Annotated in this window: 17 protein-coding genes; 9 read left to right on the top strand and 8 right to left on the bottom strand. The window is 64.4% G+C overall.

What is annotated here, in order from left to right:
• Positions 1-29 precede the first annotated feature (29 nt).
• Entirely contained in the window at positions 30-1952 is a 1923-nt protein-coding gene (locus LZ518_RS11970) for a TonB-dependent siderophore receptor (RefSeq protein ID WP_249916207.1), read from the top strand.
• Here LZ518_RS11970 and LZ518_RS11975 read toward each other — a convergent pair.
• The 5 genes from LZ518_RS11975 to LZ518_RS11995 form a co-directional block, all read right to left on the bottom strand.
• Positions 1949-3889 carry a hybrid sensor histidine kinase/response regulator gene (locus LZ518_RS11975; protein ID WP_249916208.1) on the bottom strand — a complete coding sequence of 647 codons (1941 nt, stop codon included), beginning with the start codon at positions 3887-3889 and terminating at the stop codon, positions 1949-1951. The two genes, LZ518_RS11970 and LZ518_RS11975, sit on opposite strands and share 4 nt — an antisense overlap.
• 160 nt (positions 3890-4049) lie before the next feature.
• Entirely contained in the window at positions 4050-4565 is a 516-nt protein-coding gene (locus LZ518_RS11980) for a flavin reductase family protein (protein ID WP_249916209.1), read from the bottom strand.
• An 80-nt stretch (positions 4566-4645) separates the two neighbouring features.
• Positions 4646-5425 carry a phenylalanine 4-monooxygenase gene (locus tag LZ518_RS11985; protein WP_249916210.1) on the bottom strand — a complete coding sequence of 260 codons (780 nt, stop codon included), beginning with the start codon at positions 5423-5425 and terminating at the stop codon, positions 4646-4648.
• 179 nt (positions 5426-5604) lie between these two features.
• Positions 5605-6924: an MFS transporter gene (locus tag LZ518_RS11990; protein ID WP_249916211.1), complete on the bottom strand. Its 1320-nt coding sequence runs from the start codon at positions 6922-6924 to the stop codon at positions 5605-5607.
• Entirely contained in the window at positions 6917-7171 is a 255-nt protein-coding gene (locus LZ518_RS11995) for a 4a-hydroxytetrahydrobiopterin dehydratase (protein WP_249916212.1), read from the bottom strand. The genes LZ518_RS11990 and LZ518_RS11995 overlap by 8 nt, the downstream gene beginning before the upstream one ends.
• A gap of 192 nt (positions 7172-7363) precedes the next feature.
• Between LZ518_RS11995 and hppD the strand changes: the two genes are divergently transcribed.
• From hppD to paaD, 4 genes are all read left to right on the top strand, one after another.
• Positions 7364-8455 (top strand): 4-hydroxyphenylpyruvate dioxygenase, encoded by a 1092-nt coding sequence (hppD, locus tag LZ518_RS12000; RefSeq protein ID WP_249916213.1) that lies wholly within the window; start codon positions 7364-7366, stop codon positions 8453-8455.
• An 88-nt stretch (positions 8456-8543) separates the two neighbouring features.
• Positions 8544-8990 carry a hydroxyphenylacetyl-CoA thioesterase PaaI gene (gene paaI, locus LZ518_RS12005; RefSeq protein WP_249916214.1) on the top strand — a complete coding sequence of 149 codons (447 nt, stop codon included), beginning with the start codon at positions 8544-8546 and terminating at the stop codon, positions 8988-8990.
• Positions 8987-10189, top strand: coding sequence for a 3-oxoadipyl-CoA thiolase (pcaF, locus tag LZ518_RS12010; RefSeq protein WP_249916215.1), 1203 nt, complete (start codon positions 8987-8989; stop codon positions 10187-10189). Before paaI ends, pcaF begins: the two co-directional genes overlap by 4 nt.
• Entirely contained in the window at positions 10186-10623 is a 438-nt protein-coding gene (paaD, locus tag LZ518_RS12015; RefSeq protein ID WP_249916216.1) for a 1,2-phenylacetyl-CoA epoxidase subunit PaaD, read from the top strand. The genes pcaF and paaD overlap by 4 nt, the downstream gene beginning before the upstream one ends.
• Positions 10624-10636: 13 nt before the next feature.
• Here the strand turns inward: paaD and LZ518_RS12020 are convergent, their stop codons facing one another.
• Genes LZ518_RS12020 through LZ518_RS12030 form a run of 3 tightly spaced genes read right to left on the bottom strand, consistent with a single transcriptional unit; the run spans position 10637 to position 14021 of the window.
• Positions 10637-11551, bottom strand: a complete 915-nt coding sequence (locus LZ518_RS12020; RefSeq protein WP_249916217.1) for a chorismate synthase — start codon at positions 11549-11551, stop codon at positions 10637-10639.
• Positions 11548-12837 carry a 3-phosphoshikimate 1-carboxyvinyltransferase gene (gene aroA / locus LZ518_RS12025; protein WP_249916218.1) on the bottom strand — a complete coding sequence of 430 codons (1290 nt, stop codon included), beginning with the start codon at positions 12835-12837 and terminating at the stop codon, positions 11548-11550. Before aroA ends, LZ518_RS12020 begins: the two co-directional genes overlap by 4 nt.
• Complete coding sequence (locus LZ518_RS12030; protein WP_249916219.1) at positions 12834-14021, bottom strand: 3-deoxy-7-phosphoheptulonate synthase; 1188 nt, start codon at positions 14019-14021, stop codon at positions 12834-12836. Before LZ518_RS12030 ends, aroA begins: the two co-directional genes overlap by 4 nt.
• 163 nt (positions 14022-14184) lie before the next feature.
• Between LZ518_RS12030 and LZ518_RS12035 the strand changes: the two genes are divergently transcribed.
• Genes LZ518_RS12035 through LZ518_RS12050 form a run of 4 tightly spaced genes read left to right on the top strand, consistent with a single transcriptional unit; the run spans position 14185 to position 19747 of the window.
• Positions 14185-16491, top strand: a complete 2307-nt coding sequence (locus LZ518_RS12035) for a glycosyltransferase family 4 protein (protein WP_249916220.1) — start codon at positions 14185-14187, stop codon at positions 16489-16491.
• Between the two features lie 6 nt (positions 16492-16497).
• Positions 16498-17775 (top strand): glycoside hydrolase family 130 protein, encoded by a 1278-nt coding sequence (locus LZ518_RS12040; RefSeq protein WP_249916221.1) that lies wholly within the window; start codon positions 16498-16500, stop codon positions 17773-17775.
• Complete coding sequence (locus LZ518_RS12045; protein WP_249916564.1) at positions 17775-18572, top strand: class I mannose-6-phosphate isomerase; 798 nt, start codon at positions 17775-17777, stop codon at positions 18570-18572. The genes LZ518_RS12040 and LZ518_RS12045 overlap by 1 nt, the downstream gene beginning before the upstream one ends.
• Positions 18572-19747: an acetyl-CoA C-acetyltransferase gene (locus LZ518_RS12050; RefSeq protein WP_249916222.1), complete on the top strand. Its 1176-nt coding sequence runs from the start codon at positions 18572-18574 to the stop codon at positions 19745-19747. The genes LZ518_RS12045 and LZ518_RS12050 overlap by 1 nt, the downstream gene beginning before the upstream one ends.
• Position 19748 lies beyond the last annotated feature (1 nt).

Here is a 19748-nt window from a genome sequence, read left to right on the forward strand (position 1 = left end):
ATCCACCCGGCGCTTTCCAGGGGAACTTCTTGAGCCGCCACCTGCCAGCTCGCCTTGCCGCCCTGTCGATCGCCGCCAGCGCCTTCGCGACCCCGGCCATCGCTCAGCGAACCGGCGAGAATGCGGTGACGTCCGCCGACGATGCCTTCGGCACCAGCGTCGGCAACGAATCCATCGGGCTCTACAGCACCGAAGAGGTGCGCGGCTTCAGTCCCGCGGCGGCGGGCAACATCCGCATCGACGGACTTTATTTGGGCGGGATTGTCATCGGCAATCAGCGGATCCAGTCGGGGTCGGACGTTCGCGTCGGCCTGTCCGCGCAGGGCTATGCCTTTCCGGCGCCGACCGGCATCGTCGAGCTGTCGCTGCGGCCGGCAGGTGATGAGCCGGCCCTGTCCGGCGTCCTGTACGGCGGACAAAGCCAGATCGGCTTCGATCTCGATGGGCAAATGCCGGTCAGCGACACGCTAAGCTTCGCCGGCGGCATTGCCTTCAACAGTTTAAGGGATTTTCCCGGCGGCGATGTCGGCAATTATTTCGATTTCGGAATTGCGCCGGCCTGGCGCCCTCGCGAAGGGACCGAAGTCCGGGCTTATTACGGCATCCAGATCGCGCCCAAGGATGTCAGCACGCCATTCACTTTCGTCGACGGGACCGAGCTTCCGCCGCACCTTCCCAATCATCTGCATGGCCAGAAATGGGCGGCATGGAAGAACCACTTCCGCACCATGGGGCTGTTCGGCCACTCGACCTTCGGCGATTGGCGGCTTAGCGGCGGCCTGTTCCACCACATCATCGACAGCAAGCGCAGCTTCAATACGTTGTTCGTCAACACGCAGGCGGACGGCACCGCCGACTTCCTGGTAAATATCCATCCGCCCCGAACCACCGAGTCCAACGCCGGGGAAGTACGGCTGTCGCGATCCTTCGAAGAGGGGCCGCGGCGCCACGTCATTCACCTCAATGTCCGAGGCGGCACCCGGCGAGGAGACTTCGGCGGCGAAGCCGTGGTCGACCTTGGCGAAATCAACATAAGCGAAGGTCCCCCGGAATTTCCGGAACCCGACGTGACATTTGGCGAAGAGACGATCGACAAGGCGCGCCAGCTGGGCGTGGGGTTGGCCTATCACGGCCGTTGGCAGGATGTCGGCGAATTCAGCATCGGGATCCAAAAGGTCAAATACCGCAAGTCCATCGACGCGCCGGAAGAGGAGCCGATCGTAACCCGCGCCCAGCCATGGCTGTGGAACGCGACGCTGGCGATCAACCTGGCCAAGGGCCTGGTCGCTTACGCCGGCTATACCAAGGGCCTCGAAGATAGCGGCATCGCTCCCGAAATCGCGGTCAACCGAAGCGAGGCGCCGCCGGCGCTACTGACCAATCAGCGCGACTTCGGCATCCGTTATGCCTTTGGCCCGATGCGGCTGGTCCTTGGCGCATTCGATGTTCGGAAGCCCTATTTCAACCTGGATCCGGGCCTGGTTTACAAGCAGCTTGGAACTGTCCGGCATCGCGGCATCGAAATCTCGCTGGCCGGTGAACCGATCAAGGGGCTGAACGTCGTCGCCGGAGCCATATTGATGAAGCCGCGAGTGTCAGGCGAAGCTGTCGAGCTTGGGCTGATCGGCGACAAGCCGGTCGGAATCGCGGAACGCACCGCCAGCCTGTACCTCGACTATCGAATGCCTTGGGAGGAGCGGTTGTCGCTCAATCTCGGCATCCAGCATCTCAGCATGCGAGAAGGCAACACCGAAAATACGCTGACCATTCCCGGCCGGACGCAGGTCAATGTCGGCGGCCGTTATCGCTTTGAGCTCGCCAAGCTGCCGGCGACCTTGCGGCTGCAGGTCAACAACCTGCTCAACGACTATGCGTGGAATGTGACCGGCAGCGGAGCATTGCGGCGTACCTTTCCGCGCCGCGCCAACGCCACCTTGTCGATCGACTTCTAGGCCGGCTCCAGCGCCGCCCGGACTGCTTCTTCCAGCGCTGCCGCACGGAATGGCTTGAACAGGACATTGGCATTCGGTGCCGCTTTGCGGATTTCATCGGTCTCGCTGTAGCCGGACACGAACAGGATTGCCTGGTCGGGGTTGGTGGCGATGATGTGAGCCGCGACTTCCGCGCCCGACAGGCCAGGCATGACATAGTCGATGATTACCAGATCGGGCCGGCTTGAGCCGAACCGCTCGATCCCGTCGACGCCGTCTGCGGCCTCGATCACGTCATGGCCATATTCCTCGAGGCTTGCGGTAATGAAGTGGCGCACCTCTTCGTCGTCATCGATCACCAGCACCGTCGCCTGACCCCGGCCGCGCCGGAGTTCGTCGCCGGTCCGGCCGCCGCTGGCCGGGACCTCGGCGTCGCGGTCGGCCCGGCGGAAGAACAGCCGGACCGTCGTCCCGATGCCGGGCGTGCTATCGATCTTGACCGCGCCGCCCGACTGACGCGCCATGCCATAGACCATCGACAGCCCGAGGCCAGTGCCCTTGCCAACTTCCTTGGTCGTGAAAAATGGCTCGAACGCCCGAGCAAGGGTGTCCGCGTCCATCCCGCTGCCGGTGTCGGCGATCGACAATTCAACATAGGTGCCAGGTTCGAGCTCGGCATCGTCGCCGATCCGCAGCTTGCGCGTGCTTAAGGTCAGTGTCCCTCCGTCCGGCATTGCGTCGCGGGCGTTGATCGCCAGGTTAAGCACGGCGACTTCCAGCTGGGTCGGGTCGGCCAGCACCGGCGTCAAATGCGGATCGAGGTCGAACACTTTCTCGATACCCGGCCCCAGCACATTGCGGAGCAAGGGCCGCATTTCCTCGATCAGCGGAGCGACATAGGTCGGCTTGACCTCCAGCCGCTGCACGCGACTGAACGCGAGCAGCTGGGCGGTCAGTCGGGCGCCGCGCTCGGCCGCCGCCAGCGCATTGGTGGCATAGCGATTGAGCCGCTCGTCCGTTACCTGCTTGGCGATCAGGTCGAGCCCGCCGACGACGACAGTGAGCAGATTGTTGAAGTCGTGAGCGATGCCTCCAGTCAGCTGCCCCAGCGCCTCCATCTTTTGCGCCTGGCGGAGCTGGTCCTGCGCCTCGACCAGCTCGGCGGTGCGGTCCGCGACCTGCCGCTGCAGCTCTGTCTCGGCCGCCTTGGCCTCGCTAATGTCGCTGGCCGCGCCGATGAAGCCGGACAGCTCGCCGTCGGGGCCGAACCGCGGCTGTGAAACCGAGCGGAGCCAACGCCATTCGCCGTCATGCCGCCTGTAGCGCGCTTCCAGGGTAAATGGCTTGCCGCTGGCTTCCCCGGCAACGCTTTCCGCTACCAGACGAGCCTGATCGTCGGGATGGATCCGCTCGCGCCAATCCAGGACCCTGGCCTCCTCGCGCGACATGCCGGCAAACTCAGCATAAGCGTCATTGACGAAATCGCGGGTCCGATCGAGGTGGGTAACCCACATCATCGCCGGAGCGGAATTCGCAATCCGCCGAAAACGTGCTTCGCTTTCCTTAAGAGCTCGCTCGGCGGCACGTTGCTCGGTGATGTCCTGCACCAGGATGATCATGCCGATGACATTTCCCTCGGCGTCGCGCTGCGGGACATAATCGGCCTGGACCGCAAGCAGTCCGCGTGTCGGATGGTGGAAGTCGGCCGCGAAGAACTGGCGTTCGCCCGCCAGCGCCGCGTCGAACAAAGGTTTTCGCGCCCGGTAATCCTCCTCGCCCAGCATGTCCGACATCCGGCGGCCGAGAATGTCCTTGCGCGGCCGCTCGAACCAGTCGGCCAGCGCCCGATTGACGAAACTGTAGCGCTCGTCTCGGCCGATGAACGCGATCATGATCGGCAATGCGTCGGCGACGGCGAGAATTTGGGCGAAATCAATGGTTGTCGCGAAATCGGGCATGGCGCCACGGCCAGCGGTTTCAGCCGCCGCCAAGTCTCGCGCTACTTCCGCGATGCCGCCCGCAGGCGAATCAGCTTTCCCCCGGCCCGCCATGGCGCCAAGCTGACTCGATTCTCCTGCGAAGTCATCTCTTCTGTGGATAAGTCTGCCTTAACCTGGATTAATCGAAATGCAGCCGACGATAGCTGCCGCGGAAATAGAGCAAGGGGTCCAATCCTGGCTCGAAGGTCGCCTTCTTAACCTCGCCGACCAGGATGAAATGGTCGCCACCATCATGGATTGCGTGGCGCGCGCATTCGAAGACCGACAGCGAGTCGAGCAGTACCGGGACCCCATGCTCGCCCATGCTCCAGGCGGTGCAGCCGAACCGGTCCTCAACTCGGGTTGAGAAGGTGATCGAGGCCGGCTGCTGCTCGGTCTGCAGTACATTGACCGCGAAGTTTCGGGCCTTGCTCAGCGGCTCGGCGCTGGCCGCCATCTTGGCGACACAGACCAGGAGGAGCGGCGGGTCGAGGCTGAGCGAGGTAAAGCTATTGGCGGTAAGACCGATCGGAACCCCTGCCGAATCCAGGCAGGTAACCACCGTAACGCCGGTCGCGAAACAGCCGAGCGCGTCACGCAGGGTACGCGGATCCGAACCGGTTCGATACTCTCTGGTGACGGGGGCGTCGGTCATCATCGCCGCCATAGCGGCCCCCGCCTGCCAATGTCACGCCGCCAAAGCCCTGTCCCAACGGGAGAGGGTTGGGAGAGGGGCTATCGGGACAGTCGCTTCAACCCGTCGAGATGGAGCGCTTCCAGCGCATGGGCCGCGCAGTCCAGCGAATCCGACACGAAATAGAGTGGTTGGAAGGCGTCGCTGCGGTAGGCGGCATTGGCAGCATCGTGCAGCGTGAAGCGGGGGCGCGGCACGTCAGCCTCGATGGCGAAATGCGCCTCGCCGAAGCTCGACGCCAGGCCGGCGCCGAGGATCTTCACCTCGCCGCGCTCGCGGGCAAGACCAAACTCGACGGTGTGCCAGTAGAGCCGCGAAATCGTTTCACCCTGTCCGCTTGCGACTGCCTCCACGCCAAGGCGCCCCATTGCCTCCATCAGCCGCGCGACCGGCTCATGCGCCAGCAGCGGCACATGACCGAAAATGTCATGGAAGCAATCGGGTTCCTCGAGATAGTCGAGATTGTCGGCCGAGCGGATGAAATTGCCGATCGGGAAGCGCCGCTCCGCCAGCATGGCGAAAAAGGCATCGTCCGGAACCAGCCCCGGAACAGAAACGCAGCGCCAGCCCGTCAGCGTCTCCAACCGTTCATTGAGGCGCCCCAACTCGGGAATGCCCGGCCGGTCGAGGCTCAGCTTGGGAATGCCTTCGAGAAACGGCGTGACGATCCGCGACCCGAGGTAGGGCAGTTGCCGCGCGAACAGCGTGTCCCACACGCCGTGCTCTTCGGCGGTGAAATGATGCCAGTCCTGCGCAGCGAGATAGTCCTGCCAGCGCGCAGGCTGGGGTTTCTCAATCTCGGCGAAATCGGGCTGGAACATTCGAAGACTCCTGGGTCGTGAAGGCAACAAAAAAACCCCGCCGAAGCGAGGCTTGGCGGGGCGGTGGTTCCGGGCTGGGCGCGTCCCGCCTCAGCCGGTCTCCACCGCGTCAAGATAATAGAGGGCCGCGGCCTGACACACGGTCGGCGCAACAAGGAAAAGGACGGCGGTTGCGGTCATCAGGGACGCCTTATCGCATCATCACCCTGAACGGAAGATGGCCGGTTACGATCCCGTCGCGGCGCGGTTTCGTCCATCGTCAGGAACAGCGGCAGCACCGCTAGGGCGACCACCGCGATCATGACGCCCGGCACACTCGGCCAGCCGGTGGTTTCCAGCAGTCGCTGCGCGACATAGGGCGTCAGCCCACCGAAGAGTGCAGTCGCGAAAGTCGCGCCAAGCGCCAGCCCGCTGAGCCGTCCCTCGCCCCCGAACTGCTCGGCGGTGGCGACCGCGCCGACCGCGCTGATTCCGCCCGCAACCATAGCCAGGACGACGGCGCCGAGCAGCACTCCGGCCTGGCTGGCGCCCGCCATCAGCGAGAACATCGTCGCCGGCAGGATGGCGCTGGCAAGGCACAGGGCGGCGAGCACCGGCTTGCGGCCATGGCGGTCCGACAGCAGGCCCACGAGCGGCGTCACGGCGATCACCATCACCGCCGCCAGGGTCGACAGCCACAACGAATCCGCTTCGGCCATCGCGCCTGCCGTGGTCAGGAACGCCGGTACATAGGTAATGCCGACATAATAGGTGATCGAACCCAGCGAGGAGATAGCAAAAGCCCGCAAGATGCCGCCTCGGTGCCGGGTCAGGGTGTGACGGATCGGATTGTCCGGCACCGTCCCTTCCACTCGCTGCCGCTCGAAGTCGGGAGATTCGGCCATTGCATGGCGGGCGATCCAAACGCTTCCTGCCAGCAATGCGCCGAACAGGAAGGGTATCCGCCAGCCCCAGCTGTCGAGGTCGGGCCCGCTCAACAGGCTGACGGTGACAGCCGAAATGCCGACCGCGAGCAGGGCGCCGACTTCACTGGCCGCCGCGGCGAAGGAAGTGACGAGTCCGCGCCGCTCGTCCCTTGCTCCTTCCAGCAGATAGGCAACGACTCCCGTATATTCGCCGCCGACCGCGAAGCCCATCACGCAGCGCAGCAGTATCAGCGCCCATCCGGCCGCGGGGCCGATTGCCGCGCGCGTGGGCAGCAAGGCGATCGCCAGCATCGCTGCGGTCATCAATGCGACCGACAACAGCAAGGTTTGACGCCGGCCGAACCGGTCGCCGATATGGCCGAAGAACAGGGCCCCGAGGGGACGCATCAGATAGGCGATGGCGAAACCGGCCAGGGTAATGAGCAGCGAATCATGGCCGCCGCCGAAGAACACGCGGGAAAGGACCGTCGCGAAGTAGAGATAGAGGGTAAAATCATACCATTCGACGATGGTAGAGAAGGCAGCGATCGCCTTCGACCCGCGCGATACCTCCACCGCGGCAGGATCAGCCACCGGCCAGCCCGTTGATGGCCTTCGCCAGATCGATGTCGCGGTCGGTCACGCCGCCCGTGTCATGAGTCGTCAGGCGAAAGTCGACCCGGTTCCAGACGTTGGTGAATTCCGGGTGATGATCGACCTTCTCGGCGTACATCGCGACGCGGGCAATCAGGCCGAATGCCTCCGAAAAATCCTTGAAGCGAAAGCTCCGCTCCAGGGCCTTGCCGTCATCGCTCAGTGTCCAGCCTTGGGGAATATCCATCGGCACCCCTTATCACCGCCATCCAATTATTTCCTGTCCTACAGACGATACGGGAGCTAGGGGAGCGCCGACATGACTTGCTTGCCGCTCAAGCCGTCGCAAGGGCCCGTTTCACGGGCGTGACTCGTGCGCGCACGCGTTGCTAGTGTGAACTTTGTGACGTTTCGCGGCGCGAAGACTGGAGAAAATATCATGGCCACCGCCACTTCCGTCGAGCTCGGCCCGCTGGGACTGGAGAACCCGATGGGCACTGACGGCTTCGAGTTCGTCGAATATGCCGCACCGGATCCCGAGCTTCTGCGCTCGCTGTTCGCCAAGATGGGCTTTCCGGCCGTCGCCCGGCACAAGCGCAAGAATGTGACGCTGCACCGGCAGGGCGACATTAATTTCATCATCAACGCGGAAGCCAATAGTTTTGCCGAGCAGTTCGCGGTCGATCATGGCCCCTGCGCCTGCGCGATGGCGTTCCGGGTCAAGGACGCCAGGGCCGCCCATGCCCGCGCGCTCAGCCTCGGCGCGACCGACGTCAAAAGCGACGTCGCCGAGGGCGAGCTGGACATACCGTGCATCGAGGGGATCGGCGGGTCGCGGCTCTACTTCGTCGACCGTTACGGCCGCACCGGCACCATCTACGACGTCGACTTCGACTATTTACCCGACGCGGCCCAGCAGGAAGCGAGCCATGCTTCCCACCTCACCTATCTCGATCACCTGACCCACAATGTGAATCGCGGCCGGATGAACCATTGGGCCGAATTTTACGAGCGGCTCTTCAACTTCCGCGAGATCCGCTATTTCGACATTGAAGGAAAGGTCACCGGCCTGTTCTCCAAGGCGATGACCAGCCCCTGCGGAAAGATCCGCATTCCCCTGAACGAGAGCCAGGACGACAAGAGTCAGATCGAGGAGTTTTTGCGCGAATATAAGGGCGAAGGCATCCAGCATATCGCGCTTGGGTCGGACGACATCTACCAGACGGTCGACATCCTTCGATCGCGCGGAATTCCGTTCCAGGACACGCCAGACACTTATTATGAGCTGGTCGACGAGCGGGTGAAGGACCATGGCGAACCCACTGCCGAGCTGGAAAAGCGCCGCATCCTGGTCGACGGAGCCCCGACCGAGGGCCAGGGCCTGCTGCTTCAGATCTTCACTCAGAATGTGATCGGACCGATCTTCTTCGAGATCATCCAGCGCAAGGGCAACGAGGGTTTCGGCGAGGGCAATTTCAAGGCGCTGTTCGAGAGCATCGAGCTCGACCAGATCCGCCGCGGGGTGGTTTGAGCGTCGCCGAGGCCAAGCCAAGCGGAGCAAAGCGAGTGCGGCTTGAGCGAGAGACGACGCGACGCGGACCGACTGCGAGACCAGCCGAATGAGCGAGACTGGCGCCGACGCGCTGGCCGAGCGCGTGGCCTTCGCCATGCTGGCGGCTGAAGGCACCGGCAAGGCCTGGGGCATCCAGATCGAGGAAGCGCGCGAAGGCTATTCGCGCATTCGCATGAAGCTTACCGCCGACATGCTGAACGGCCACGGCAAGGCGCATGGCGGGATGGTCTATGCGCTGGCCGACACGGCCTTCGCCTATGCCTGCAACAGCCGCAACGTCAGGACCGTGGGCGCGCAGGCGACGATGGTGTTCCTTGACGGAGCGGAGCTGGGCGAGGTGCTGGTGGCGGAAGCGCAGGAGGCGGCTCTTGTCGTCCGGTCCGGCGTCTACAATGTCAGCGTGCGGACCGACGCCGGCAGGCCGGTGGCCGAGTTTCAGGGATTTTCGAGAAGCATCGGCGGTCCCTATATCGAGACCGGAGACAGTGAGTGACCGAAGCCTTTATTTGCGACGCCGTCCGCACGCCGATCGGCCGCTATGGCGGAGCGCTGAGCGGGGTCCGCCCCGACGATCTTGCCGCGATTCCGCTGAGGGCGCTGAAGGAGCGCAACCATGGCGTCGACTGGTCGGCGCTCGACGATATTATCCTTGGCTGCGCCAACCAGGCCGGCGAGGATAACCGCAATGTCGCGCGCATGGCGGCGCTTCTGGCGGGGCTTGGAACGAGCGCTCCGGGCACGACCGTCAACCGGCTGTGCGGATCCGGGCTCGATGCGGTGGCGATGGCGGCGCGGGCGATCAAGGCGGGTGAGGCAGAGCTGATCGTCGCCGGCGGCGTCGAAAGCATGACCCGCGCGCCATTCGTCATGCCCAAGGCCGAAAGCTCGTTCAGCCGCGCCAATGCGGTCTACGACACGACGATTGGCTGGCGGTTCGTCAACAAGGCGCTGAAGGCCGAGTATGGCATCGATTCGATGCCTGAGACCGCCGAGAATGTCGCCGAGGAGTTTCAGGTCAGCCGGGAGGACCAGGACAGGTTCGCGGCGGAAAGCCAGCGCCGGGCCGCCGCCGCCCAGGCCAATGGCCGGCTCGCCGCGGAGATCGTGCCGGTGACCATTCCGCAGCGCAAGGGCGATGCGATCGTCGTCGATCGCGACGAGCATCCGCGAGAAACCAGCGTCGAGGCGCTTGCCAAACTAAGGCCGATCGTCCGCGAGGACGGGTCGATCACCGCCGGCAACGCCAGCGGGGTCAACGATGGCGCGGCGGCGCTGATCGTCGCGTCGAAGGCGGCGGTCGAGAAATATGGCCTCACTCCGCGCGCCAGAGTGCTTGGCGGGGCGGTTGCGGGAGTTCCTCCGCGGATCATGGGTATCGGCCCGGCGCCGGCCACGAACAGGCTGCTCGACCGGTTGAGCCTGCAGGTCGGCGACCTCGACGTGATCGAACTTAATGAGGCGTTCGCGGCGCAGGGACTGGCGGTGATGCGCCAGCTCGGCCTCCCCGACGATGCCGCCCATGTGAACCCCAATGGCGGGGCGATTGCGCTCGGCCATCCGCTCGGCATGTCGGGCGCGCGACTGGCGATGACCGCGACGGAGGAGTTGCAGCGCGCCGGTGGCCGCTATGCACTGGCCACCATGTGCATCGGCGTCGGCCAGGGCATTGCGCTGGCACTGGAACGGGTGTGAGCGAGGCGGGCATTCGCGCCGTCCTGGAGGCGGTGATGGATCCGGAAATCCCGGTCGTGTCGATCATGGACCTTGGCATCGTTCGCGCGATCGAGACGGACAAGGTCACTATCACGCCAACCTATTCCGGCTGTCCAGCGACTGATTTCATCGAACGCAACATTCGCGAAGCGCTTGACGCCAACGGCTATGGCGACGTCGCCATCGAGACGGTCCTGTCACCGCCATGGTCGACCGACTGGATCAGCGAGGAGGGCAAGGAAAAGCTGCGCGACTATGGCATCGCCCCGCCCGAGCTGGCCAAGGTCGCGACCTGCCCACGGTGCGGCTCAACCGATACCGAGGAAGTCAGCCGCTTCGGCTCGACCCCATGCAAGGCGCAGTGGCGCTGCAAGGACTGCCTGGAGCCGTTCGACCGGTTCAAGTGCCATTAGGCTGACTGCAGGCCTATCCGCACTGGCCGCGGTGCAGCAGCTTATGGTCGGCCAGCACCAGTGCGACCATCGCTTCGACCACCGGCGCGCCGCGGATCCCGACGCATGGATCGTGCCGGCCGCCGATGCCGATGCTTGAGGTCGGCTTGAAGGCCACGCGGATCGTGATCGCCCTGCCGGTCGAAATGCCGCCGTCGATGCCGCTGGCCTGCTTGGCCTCCATGCTCTCGCTCCCGCGGGCCCGGCCGGCGGCAAATCCCTCGCCAATCTCGACTCCCTTGACGGCGTTGATGCCCATGCATGCCGCGGCCAGTCCGGCATCCAGCTTGGCGTAAATCGGCGCGCCCCAGCCGGCGGGAACACCAACTGCCACGCATTCGATGATCGCGCCGAGGCTGTCTCCAGCGGTCCGGGCGTCGTCGAGCAGCTCTTCCCAGCGGCTTTCGTCCGGCTCGCCGCCGATTTCGACCACGCTCGCGGCGATATTCACTTCCGGGATTACCAGCCGGGCGACGGCGCCGCCGGCAACGCGCATGGCGGTCTCGCGCGCCGAAGCCCGCCCGCCGCCGCGCGGATCGCGGAAGCCATATTTGGCGTCATAGGCGAAGTCGGCATGTCCCGGACGATGGGGCGCGTCCTTCGGATAGTCCGCCGACCGCGCATCGACATTGTCGATGGTCATGGCGATCGGCGTCCCGGTCGTCTTGCCTTCGAAAACGCCCGACATGATACGAACCCGGTCGGGCTCCTGTCGTGGCGAAACATTGTTCGACGTTCCAGGACGGCGCAGGTCGAGGAATTGCTGCACCCAAGGCTCGTCGAGGTCGAGTCCGGGCGGGCAACCATCGACCACGCAGCCGATCGCCGGTCCATGGCTTTCGCCCCAGGTCGTCAGCCGGAACAAATGGCCGAAGCTATTGACGCTCATCCGATGTCCGCTCCCAGCGATTGCATCACTTCAACGAAGCCTGGAAAGCTGGTGCCGATCATTTCGGCCTCGTCAACCTCGACAGGCTGCTCGGCGGCAGAACCAAGCGTCAAGAATGCCATGGCGATGCGATGGTCGCCTTGTGTCGCGATACTTGCACCGCCGCGAACCTTTCCCCCACCGAAAATTCGCAGGGCATCCCCGTCGGCAACCGCGCTCACGCCGCAAGCCGCAAGCCCGGCCACGATCGCTCCGAACCGGTCGCTTTCCTTCAAACGCAGCTCGCCGAGCCCTTCGATGATGCTTTCTCCATCTGCGAAGGCACAAGCGACAGCCAACGCAGGAATCTCGTCGATCATCGCCGGGACCTGCTGGACGCTGACATGGCAGGGAGCCAAAGGCGCGGCCCTGACCTGGACATCGGCGACGATTTCGCCCGATTGGATGCGCTCGCCGGACAGCTCGACGCCAGCACCCATCCGTTCCAAGACTTCATAGAGACCGGTTCTCAGCGGATTGACCAGCATTCCGCGGACCATGATGGTGGAGCCGGAAACGATTGCCGCGGCGACCAGCGGGAAGGCGGCCGATGACGGATCGGCGCCGATGTGGAGATGGCAAGCCGCAAGCGTCCGCTGCGCACCGAGCGAGGTGACCCAGCCGTTCGGACCATCGTCGACCGACGCCTGGCAGCCGAACTGGTGAAGCATGATTTCAGTATGGTCGCGGGACGGAACCGGCTCGATCACCGTGACTGGCGCGCTGGTACCAAGGCCGGCCAGCAGGATTGCCGATTTGACCTGGGCCGAGGCCGGCACGTTGCGATGCTCGATGCCGCCCAGCAGCGCGCCTTCAACTGTAATTGGCAGGTGATCACCGCCCTGGATCCCGGCTCCCATCCTGGCCAACGGCAAGGTCACTCGCTGCATCGGTCGGGCCGCGAGAGATGCGTCACCGCTTAGCATGGCGTGGACACCGGGCATGCCCGCCACGGCACCCATAAGAAGCCGTGCGGTGGTGCCGCTATTGCCGCAGTCGATCGCCACGGGCCCTTCCCAAGGACGCCCGCGAACAAGCCAATCCTTGCCGTCCCGCCGCACCTCGGCTCCGAGGCTCTCTATCGCCCTCGCCGTCGCCGCCACGTCGTCGCTTTCAAGCAAGCCGGAAATCCGAGTCTCGCCCTCGGCCATGGCGCCAAGGATCAGCGCACGATGCGAGCAGCTCTTGTCGCCGGGGACTTCAGCTTCGCCCTGTAGCGGCCCCGCGGGCCTGGCGCTCAGCTTCACGCCAGCAGCGCCGCGACGTGGGCGGCGAGGTCGATCGCCTGGGCGCGGTTGAGCCGCGGGTCGCAGGCGGTCAGCCAGTTCTTCTCCAACTCGTCGATCGACGCCGGGCCGCGGCCGCCAATACATTCGGTGACATCGAGCGCACTCATTTCGAGATGCACGCCGCCGGGATGCACGCCTTGGTCGCGGGCGATGGCGAAGAAAGCATCAACTTCCGCCAATATGTCAGGCAGGCGGCGGACCTTCCGCTTGCCGGTCATGCTGGTGTTGCCGTGCATCGGATCGATCGTCCAAACCACCGGCCGGCCCCTAGTGGCCTCCAGCAGCGGCGGCAGTACGTCGCCGATGCGCTTGGCACCGAAACGGCCGATCAGGACGAGCTTGCCTGGACGGCCAAGCGGATCGAGCCGGTCCATCAACTCGGCCAATTCACCGGGAGCAAGCGTCGGCCCGCACTTCACCCCGACGACATTCTCAATCCCGCGAAGATATTCGACATGGGCACTGTCAAGCTGGCGGGTGCGATCGCCGAGCCACAGCATATGACCCGACGTCGCCCACCACCGCCCGGCGGAATCGCGGCGGGTTAGCGGCTCCTCGTAGGGCAGCAGCAAGGCTTCGTGGCTGGTGAATATCGGCGCGCCCGGTCCCCGCGCCGCGGCAAGGCTGGCGGCGGTACCGACCGATTGCATATGGGCGCGGATCATCCGCAGCGGTTCGGGCTGACGGGCCTCGGCGTCGAAGTCGATGCCATTGACGATGTCGCCCCGATACGCTGGCAGAGTCACGCCGTCATGGGTTTCGTCCTGCACGCTTCTAGGCTTGGCGAACTGGCCGGCGATCCGGGCAATCTCAACCAGCGGTCCCGCCATATTGGGCCCTATTCGGTCAGTCATGGCGTCGAACAGGCTGACGATGCCCGCAACCTGTTCCGCTACCGGATCGTCGAAGCTCTCGGCACAATCGCCTCCCTGAAGGAGGAAGCCGCGGCCTCCGGCCAAATCGGCCATTAGATCGCGCAACCGGGCAGCATCCTCGATCCGGACCACCGGCGCCGAGGCGTCGAGCCTGGCCTCAACGGCCTGCACCGCGCCATCGTCGGCATAGTGCGGCATTTGCCGCGCCGGATGGCCGCGCCAGCTGGAAGGATACCAGCCGAGATTGGATACTAGCGTCGCGCTCATCGCCCGTGCCACCTAGCGCAAGCGCTGTCGCTTGCCAAAGCGCTCGCAAATTATTGTGCGCCTGCGAACGAATCCACGCAACTCGTACCCATTCCAATCGTTGGGGGTATGGAACGCGGCGCTCGGCCGTGGGCCTTCCCCTCACGAACATCGCCGAGGAATAGTGCTCGACTTTATTGACCGTCCCATCACCACCGAAGAGTCCATCGAGGCTCCAAGTAGCGCTGTGCCCTTTGCGCGCATTGCACTGGTCGGAAATGCGCTGCCCCGGAGATGCGGGCTGGCGACCTTCACCAGCCATGTCGCCGATGCGCTGCGGCATCGCTATCCGGCGATGGCTGTCGACCATTATGCGATGGATGACGGTTCGGGCGTCGAATATTCCGCCGACGTCCACACCATCGCGTTCGACGACAAGGCAGCCTATCGCGCGGCAGCGGGAGCGATTGAAGCGAGCGGGGCAGAGGCGATCTGGCTGCAGCATGAATATGGCATATTCGGCGGGCCGGCCGGTTCCGACATTTTGGAGCTGATCAGCGCAACCAAACTGCCGCTGATCCTGACGCTGCACACCGTGCTCGAAGAGCCAAGCGACGAACAGGAAGCAGTCATGGTCAGGCTTATTGCCCGGGCGGACCGGACTATCGTCATGGCGGCCAAGGCGGCGACCATATTGCGGCGGCGCTACAGCGTCTCGCCGGATCGGATCGAGGTCATCCCGCATGGCGTGCCCGACCGGCCGCTGCGCGATCCCGATGATCTCAAGCCGCGCTTCAAATGGCAGGGCCGCAAGGTCCTGATGACGTTCGGCCTGATCGCACCCAGCAAGGGCATCCGCCACATGATCGAGGCAATGCCGGAAGTTGTCCGTGAACATCCTGACGTGCTTTACGAGATCGTCGGCGCGACCCACCCCAATCTCGTGCGCAGCGAAGGTGAATCGCATCGCGCCATGTTGGCCGAGCTGGCCCGCGAGCTGGGTGTCGAGGACCATGTCCGTTTCGTCGACCGGTTCGTCGACGAAGATGAGCTGCTCGACATGCTTCAGGCAGCCGATGTTTACGTTACGCCATATCTCAACATGGTCCAGGTTACGTCGGGAACTTTGGCCTATGCGGTGGCGGTCGGTAAGCCGGTCATCTCGACCCCCTATGTCCATGCCACCGAGATTTTGGCCGATGGCCATGGGGTGATCGTGCCGCCGGCCGATCCCAAGGGTCTGGCGGAAGCGACCAACCGCTTGCTGTCGGATGATGATTTACGCCGAACGATTTCCCGGGCGGCCTATCGGCGGGGTCGCGAAATGCTGTGGCCGCGGGTCGTCGAGCGATCGCTGGCCCCATTTCAGGGACGAAGCCGGCCGAGCATTCCGCGACTCTTGCCGCAACCGTCGGCACTTCCGCTGGCTGCTGTGCTGCGGATGACCGACAATGTCGGCATATTGCAGCACGCGGTCCATTCGGTGCCCAATCGCGACCATGGCTATTGTATCGACGACAACGCACGGGCGCTGATGCTGGCGGTGCGGCGACATGACGCCCAGTCGGCCGACCTCGCGTCGATCTACGCCGGATTCATCCAGCATGGCTGGAACTCGGACCTGCGGCGCTTCCGCAACTTCATGGCCTATGACCGGCGGTGGCTGGAAAGCTGTGGTTCCGAGGACAGCAATGGGCGGACGCTATGGGCCTTGGCGATGGCCGCAACTCGCGCCGCGTCGACCGGCATCAGGGATTGGGCGCTGAAGCTGTTTGAAGAGGCGGCGCCCTTTGCCGACGAACTTTCGGCGCCCCGCGCAAAGATGTTTGCGGCAATGGGCGGGCTGGAGCTGCTGCGCAAGCGAACCGACCATGATTTGGCGCGCTGGCTGATCGATCAGTCGGCCACCCAGTTGATGCATTTGCACTTCCGCTACGCCCGCGACGGCTGGAACTGGTTCGAGCCCGAACTGGCCTATGACAATGCGCGATTGCCGGAACTGTTGATCCGGGCGGGGATGACGCTCGACAAGCCGGCGATGGTTGAGCGCGGCCTCGAAACCCTTCGCTGGCTCACGCGCCATCAGACCAGTCCGCGCGGCATGTTCCGACCGGTCGGCTGCCATGGATTCTGCCGTCCCTATGCACCGCCATTGGCGTTCGACCAGCAACCGATCGAGGCGGCGGCGACCGTCGATGCGGCCTGCGCCGCTTATGAAGCGACAGGCGAGGATGAGTGGCGGCAGGTGGCGCAGGCGGCTTTCGCCTGGTTCTTTGGCGATAATGATGCGGGAATACCCCTGGCCGACCCCCGCGACGGCGGTTGCTTCGACGGGTTGATGGCGACCGGGATCAACCGCAACCAGGGGGCGGAATCGATCCTGTCGCTGCATCTTGCCGCACTGACGATGAGAGAGGCCCTTGGAGGACGCAAATGGGCTGGACAGGATGACGGCAGCACCGCAGATACGGGTTCCTTCGCCGCCGCTTGAGGGTCGATGATCCAGTCCCAACTTCATCCGCTTCGGCTCAAGGCGGATCCTTCGCGGGTCGTCGTTCGACCCTTTCACCTCGCCTGGCAGGGGGATGCAGACCACGATCGCGCACAGCGGCTCGTCAATGCCATTCTCAAGCTCGACGACCGCGAGCTCGGCCGCCAGCTGAAGGCGGTGATGCATGATTTCGAGCAGCGCCACTGGCAGACCCGGAAAGTCTTCCTGAAGCGGTTCCAGGAAATCTGCGATATGCTGGCCCTGCCCCTCGACGGCATTGGCGACAAGCGCCAGCAGATGATCGGCGCCTATTTCTGCCACGAATATAGCTATGCCGCGGCGGCGCTGATGAACCCCAGCATCGTGCCGCACCCTGACCAGACCGGCCTGGACCGTCATACGACCCGCATCCTGATTTCACTTCGCGCGGTCGGCGAAGGTCACATCAGCTCGATCGCGTTCCGGGAAGGACTGGTGTCGTCAAAGGGCGGATTGCAGCTGGCGTCCGAGCCTCCATTCGCCACCGCCGCCGACGCGCCGGGTCTCGACACTAAGTGCGACGGGCCGGTGCGGGTGTTCCGCAACGAGGACACCAATCTATCGGGCATGGTAATCTTCCCGATGACGCCGGCCCAGGCCAACGGGCTGGAGGATCTGCGGCTGACCCATTTCACCCATGAGGATGGCACCAGGGAATATTTCGGGACCTATACCGCCTTTTCCGGCCGAGGCATCCGCTCCGAGCTGCTTCGGACCGATAATTTCCGCGAAATAGACCTTGTCCCGATGACCGGCGATGCGGCGCGCAACAAGGGCATGGCGCTATTCCCCGAGAAGATGGGGGGCCAATATGTGATGCTCGGCCGCCAGGACGGGCAAAACCTGTTCCTGCTGAGATCCGACGACCTTACCCACTGGGAAGGCGGCGACCTGCTGATGGGACCCAAATATGCCTGGGAGTTCATCCAGATCGGCAATTGCGGTGCGCCGATCCTGATCGACGAGGGGTGGCTGGTGCTGACCCATGGCGTCGGCGCCATGCGTCAATATGCGCTTGGCGCGGTGCTGCTCGACCGTCACGACCCGTCGAAAATCCTCGGCCGTACTCGTTATCCGATCCTGCAAGCCGAGGACGACGACCGCAACGGCTATGTCCCCAATGTCGTTTACACCTGCGGCGGGATGCGTGTCGGTGACCAGCTGTTCATGCCATATGGAATTTCCGACAGCTCGATCGGTTTCGCCTTCCTGCCGCTCAAGGAACTGATCGCGGCGATGGCGTGATGGAGCAGCTGCCGACCAGGATTGTCGACAAGCCCTGGGGCAGGACAGGCATCGACCCTCGATTCCACGTCGATCCCGCGCGGCAAGTCGGGGAAATCTGGTTCGAGCCGCCGGCGGACCGGCCGCTCGACGTCATGGTCAAATATCTGTTCACGACCGAGCGGCTGTCGGTCCAGGTCCATCCGGACGACGCGACCGCGCGCCAGCGCGGCTATCCGCGGGGCAAGGATGAATGTTGGATCGTGCTCGATGCCGATGAGGATGCCGAACTTGGCATCGGCACGCTGCGCGATGTGCCGGCCGACGAGCTCATCGCGGCGGCGCGCAATGGCTCGATCGTCGACCTGATTGACTGGCGCAGGCCCAAGAAGGGCGACTTCATCTACAATCCGGCGGGCACTATCCACGCACTGGGGCCCGGACTGACCGTGCTGGAGATCCAGCAGGCGGTCGATCTTACCTACCGGCTTTATGATTATGGGCGGCCGCGCGAACTTCATCTTGCGAAGGCGGCAAATGTGGTGAGGGCCAGGCCTCATAGTCATGCGCTCGACACCAGCGTCGGCGCCCAAAGCAGGGTATTGGTCGGCGGCCCGCATTTCGGCGTGGCGTGGTGCGCGGGAGTGGCGCCGGAACTGCCTTCGCTGATGCACGACGTCCAGCTGCTGCCGATCGATGCTCCGGTGGGGCAGCTGAAACCCGGCGAATGCGCATTGATTGACAGCGGGGCGGCGAGGAGTTTGACCAGTGAGGGCAAATTCGTGCTGGCCTGGTCAACCGAGATAGGGGGGAACTGATGGCCGAAGCCTATATTGTCGAGGCGCTGCGGACCGCAGGTGGCCGGCGCGGCGGGGCTTTACGCGAATGGCACCCGGCCGATCTCGGCGCGGCGGTGCTCGACGCGCTGGTGGTGCGGAGCGGCATCGATCCGGCGGCAATCGAGGATGTGATCGTCGGCTGTGTCAGCCAGGTTGGCGAGCAGAGCTTCCACATCGGACGCAACATGGTGATGGCGTCCGACCTTCCCGACAGCGTTCCGGCGGTCAGCATCGATCGGCAGTGCGGCAGCTCGCAGCAAGCACTGCATTTCGCCGCCCAGGCGGTGATGAGCGGGACTCAGGACGTTGTGATCGCCGCCGGAGTCGAAAGCATGACCCGCGTGCCGATGGGAACGCCGGTGATTCTGCCGATGCAGGCCGGGATCGGCATCGGTCCGTGGCCGCAATCGATCAAGGGGCGCTACGGCGTCGACCAGTTCAGCCAGTTCACCGGCGCCGAAATGATGGCGCAAATCTACGGATTTGACCGGGAGGAATTGGATCGCTTCGCCCTGTCGAGCCACCAGAAGGCTGCGGCGGCGACCGAAGGTGAAGCGTTCGAACGCGAGATCGTGATCGTCGAGGGACTCGACAAGGAAGGGAATGCTCGCCGCCACGACCGCGACGAGGGCATCCGCCCCGACGCCAGCCTTGAGGCGCTGGCCGAGTTGAAGACTGTCGCACCGGACGGGATGATTACCGCCGGCAACGCCAGCCAGGTCTGCGACGGTGCGTCGGGCGTGCTGGTGGTTTCAGCAGCGGCGCTGAAGCGGCACGGGCTGACGCCGCTGGCAAGGATCGACAATCTGACGGTCACCGCCGGCGATCCGGTGATCATGTTGCAGGAGCCGATCCCGGCCACTCGGCGGGCGCTGGAACGGTCCGGCCGCAAGCTCGACGAAATCGATCTTTACGAGGTCAACGAGGCGTTCGCGCCGGTGCCGCTGGCGTGGCTGAACGAGCTCGATGCCGATCCCGACAGGCTCAACGTCAATGGCGGCGCGATCGCGCTTGGCCATCCGCTGGGCGCGAGCGGAACCAAGCTGATGGCGACCCTCGTCCATGGGCTTCGAGCACGCGGCAAGAGGTTCGGCCTGCAGACGATGTGCGAGGGTGGCGGGATCGCCAATGTGACGATCGTCGAGGCGCTTTGAT

It is taken from the genome of Sphingomonas brevis, from assembly GCF_023516505.1.
Classification (GTDB): domain Bacteria; phylum Pseudomonadota; class Alphaproteobacteria; order Sphingomonadales; family Sphingomonadaceae; genus Sphingomicrobium; species Sphingomicrobium breve.

What these genes read in the sequence shown, in the direction of transcription:
- LZ518_RS11975 (WP_249916208.1), bottom strand. Translation starts at nt 3,889, where the DNA reads ATGCCCGATTTCGCGACAACCATTGATTTCGCCCAAATTCTCGCCGTC.
- LZ518_RS11980 (WP_249916209.1), bottom strand. Translation starts at nt 4,565, where the DNA reads ATGACCGACGCCCCCGTCACCAGAGAGTATCGAACCGGTTCGGATCCG.
- LZ518_RS11985 (WP_249916210.1), bottom strand. Translation starts at nt 5,425, where the DNA reads ATGTTCCAGCCCGATTTCGCCGAGATTGAGAAACCCCAGCCTGCGCGC.
- LZ518_RS11995 (WP_249916212.1), bottom strand. Translation starts at nt 7,171, where the DNA reads ATGGATATTCCCCAAGGCTGGACACTGAGCGATGACGGCAAGGCCCTG.
- hppD (WP_249916213.1), top strand. Translation starts at nt 7,364, where the DNA reads ATGGCCACCGCCACTTCCGTCGAGCTCGGCCCGCTGGGACTGGAGAAC.
- paaI (WP_249916214.1), top strand. Translation starts at nt 8,544, where the DNA reads ATGAGCGAGACTGGCGCCGACGCGCTGGCCGAGCGCGTGGCCTTCGCC.
- LZ518_RS12020 (WP_249916217.1), bottom strand. Translation starts at nt 11,551, where the DNA reads ATGAGCGTCAATAGCTTCGGCCATTTGTTCCGGCTGACGACCTGGGGC.
- LZ518_RS12030 (WP_249916219.1), bottom strand. Translation starts at nt 14,021, where the DNA reads ATGAGCGCGACGCTAGTATCCAATCTCGGCTGGTATCCTTCCAGCTGG.
- LZ518_RS12040 (WP_249916221.1), top strand. Translation starts at nt 16,498, where the DNA reads ATGATCCAGTCCCAACTTCATCCGCTTCGGCTCAAGGCGGATCCTTCG.
- LZ518_RS12045 (WP_249916564.1), top strand. Translation starts at nt 17,775, where the DNA reads ATGGAGCAGCTGCCGACCAGGATTGTCGACAAGCCCTGGGGCAGGACA.
- LZ518_RS12050 (WP_249916222.1), top strand. Translation starts at nt 18,572, where the DNA reads ATGGCCGAAGCCTATATTGTCGAGGCGCTGCGGACCGCAGGTGGCCGG.